The 352-nt window shown below is 67.6% G+C and carries 1 protein-coding gene; it reads left to right on the forward strand.

The window, feature by feature from the left end:
- Nucleotides 1–104: 104 nt before the first annotated feature.
- Nucleotides 105–352 (forward strand): hypothetical protein (locus tag B8460_RS20430; RefSeq protein WP_206742668.1); only part of this gene is annotated, 248 nt, incomplete at its 3' end.

Here is a 352-nt window from a genome sequence, read left to right on the forward strand (position 1 = left end):
GGGGCTGCGCGGCCGGGCGTGAGTGGCAGGCCCGATCCGCCGGTCATGTCTGATTTCACCGCCGTGTGACGGAACCGGATACCGGGCAGGGCCGTTTCGCCGCCATGGAACAGATCGACCACATCGCCGGCATCATCCTCGACCTGATCCGCACCATCGTCCACGTGGTGATGGAGGGTCTGGCCGCGGGCGAGGCGTGGCTGCGTCACCTGATGGCGCCCCTGCACCTGACGCCGCAGGTCGAGACGCTGGTGCTGATGGTGATCGCGCTGCTGATCCTGCTGCTGATCCTGCGGCTCTTCGGCGGTATCCTGCGCGTGCTGCTGGTGCTGGTGCTGATCCTCGTCGTGGC

Origin of the sequence: Acidisphaera rubrifaciens HS-AP3 (assembly GCF_000964365.1) — a bacterium.
Taxonomy (GTDB): domain Bacteria; phylum Pseudomonadota; class Alphaproteobacteria; order Acetobacterales; family Acetobacteraceae; genus Acidisphaera; species Acidisphaera rubrifaciens.